The 2165-nt window shown below is 60.8% G+C and carries 3 protein-coding genes and 1 pseudogene; all 4 read right to left on the bottom strand.

The window, feature by feature from the left end:
* Positions 1 to 196: hypothetical protein (locus A3764_RS26080; protein ID WP_236628237.1), on the bottom strand; the 196-nt coding region annotated here is incomplete at its 3' end.
* Positions 197 to 219: 23 nt separating this feature from the next.
* Positions 220 to 744, bottom strand: a pseudogene (locus tag A3764_RS17665) (IS110 family transposase); the annotation flags it as partial.
* Positions 745 to 803: 59 nt separating this feature from the next.
* Positions 804 to 1655 (bottom strand): TniQ family protein, encoded by an 852-nt coding sequence (locus tag A3764_RS17670; protein ID WP_081731462.1) that lies wholly within the window; start codon positions 1653 to 1655, stop codon positions 804 to 806.
* Positions 1592 to 2165 (bottom strand): TniB family NTP-binding protein (locus A3764_RS17675; RefSeq protein ID WP_067951857.1); only part of this gene is annotated, 574 nt, incomplete at its 5' end. The genes A3764_RS17670 and A3764_RS17675, both read right to left, overlap by 64 nt.

Genomic DNA, 2165 nt, shown 5'->3' on the forward strand with positions numbered 1-2165 from the left:
TGCTGCGCAAGCTGGGAATTGACGCGCCTATGCCGAAAGCAGTCATGTCTACGGCCTTTGTGGTGCGGTCTAGCCGCTGGCCCAGATGAAGTCCGCGGATCGGGTCCCAATCAAAATTGCGCGCTTTCTGCGCCTTGACCCCCTGGGGTGTCCCGATCCCCGGTTCGACCGGTTTGTCATCTCTTCTCAGCTTCACGCATTCCGTCAGCGGTTCCGCGCTCAGGAGACAGGGGCCGCGTAGATCTCGTTGCGGCGCAGGAGCGCCCAAGCGATCCGGGCAGTCTTGTTGGCGAGCGCGACCGCAACGACTTTCGGTCGCTTGCGTGCTTTAAGCCCAAGCATCCAAGCCTTGCCGGCATCGCCCTGCCTTGCAAAGCGAAGCACCGCAGTCGCGCCGGAAACGAGCAGTCGCCGGATATATCCATCACCCTGCTTGCTGATCCCGGTCTGTCGATCCTTGCCACTGCTTGAGTTCGCCCGTGGCGTCAGGCCTAGCCAGGCCGCGAACTGTCGTGCCGAGCGGAACAGGCTCGGATCCGGAACATTTGCAGCAATTGCGCTGGCGGTGATCGGTCCGATACCGGGAATGGTCGCCAGTCGCCGGCTCGTCTCGTGCGTCCGGTGCCACTCGAGGATCCGTTTCTCCAGGGCCTCAGCCTGATCGGCAATCGCCTCCGCTTGGCAGATCAACGCATGGATGGCAGCCGCAGCATGGTCAGGCAACCGTTCCTGGTTCTCTCGGAAGTGGGTGTCGCCTTGCCCTTAAATCCGAGACACGGCGCGTTTTCCGGCCTTTCTTGCCCTTAAATTTGAGATGAGGTGGCTGAACCGCCGACGCGTAGTCGCATCCGCTGAGCAATCTGGTCGACGGTTGCAAGCAGTCGGGGCTCCTTATCGTAGGCGCGAAGCAGGGCAACTCGTGCGTAGACGTCGATGTCCATGCTGCACAACGCAGCCTTTACCAGTGGACGTGATTGGGCGGAGGCAATGGCGGCAAGGCAGAAGAGCCTTATGTTCGGGCGGGGGCTTTGAAGCGCGAAGAAAGGGTCTCCACATAAAGCTTTGAGTCCCATCGCGAAGGTGACCGCCCGCATGGCTCGGCGTAGTTGACGCGCGCTGCCCGACACCGCGACACGCTCCAGGATCCGTGCCCCCCGGCGGGCACGATCAACCAGCTTTTCGGAGACCGCTGCGCCATTTTGCCTGTCGGCCTTTGGAAGAAGCCGGGCACCACAAATCTGGCAGTCGAACGCCCAGGCCCTACGCCAGTGCCTGAGCTCAAGGCCGCCATCAGCGCAGCTTGTGCAAGCCTGGAACGGCACCTGTGCGGTCAACCGCATCTCTGCTTCCGGCATCGCCGCGAAAGTCATCGACGACACGAACGCTGGATCGAAGCGCGCCGCAACGGAAATCCTATCCGCGGCCAGCATGTCGAGATCAAAATCAAGGGCTGCAGCATATTTTGCGTCGATCCCGATATGGGCGAGCAGGTCTGCTACCTCGCAATGATTGGAAGCGGCCAGTCGCGATAACCAACCAGAAAGCAACTCGTCCGGCACTGGCGTCACCGATATCGGCAGCGGGATACACGTCACGCCCCAGATTTCTCGAGCCGTCGCTGAGCGTTTGCATGGCGCGACCAGACCGGTGTCCATTTTGCGATGGCATCATCAGTGACGCACTCGTCACCGCTGATGATCGCGTCGATGGACAGATCCTTGACCAAGGCAAAGATGCGGGACGTCACCCCGCCAGTTAATGCGAGGATCTGCTTGAGCGACCGCACTTGCAGATTGGATTTCTTCTCCAGCGGCATGGCCGCGATCAATGTCTGGATCATATCCGAAAACTCGGCATCATCGCGCCAATTCGGCAGGTGGTGTTCATCAAGCCGACGGGCCAGTTGGACATCGCCGCGAATGGCATCGACGGCTTCGCTGACACCGTAGCAGACCAAAGATGCCTCCAGCTCGTTGCTGAGATACCTCAAGACATTGAGGAACCGGCGCTGTTCCCTATGCGTGCCCGCAAGAAGGTTGTGGACTTCGTCGATCATGATCATCCGCAGCCCGAGGTCGCGCAAAAGGCCCACGACCCGAACTTCCAGCGAGGCAACACTCTGCGCCTTCAGGCTCAGCGTCGACGACGGGGCTCCGACGGCTGCG

Source organism: Sulfitobacter sp. HI0129 (assembly GCF_001635395.1).
Lineage (GTDB): Bacteria > Pseudomonadota > Alphaproteobacteria > Rhodobacterales > Rhodobacteraceae > Sulfitobacter.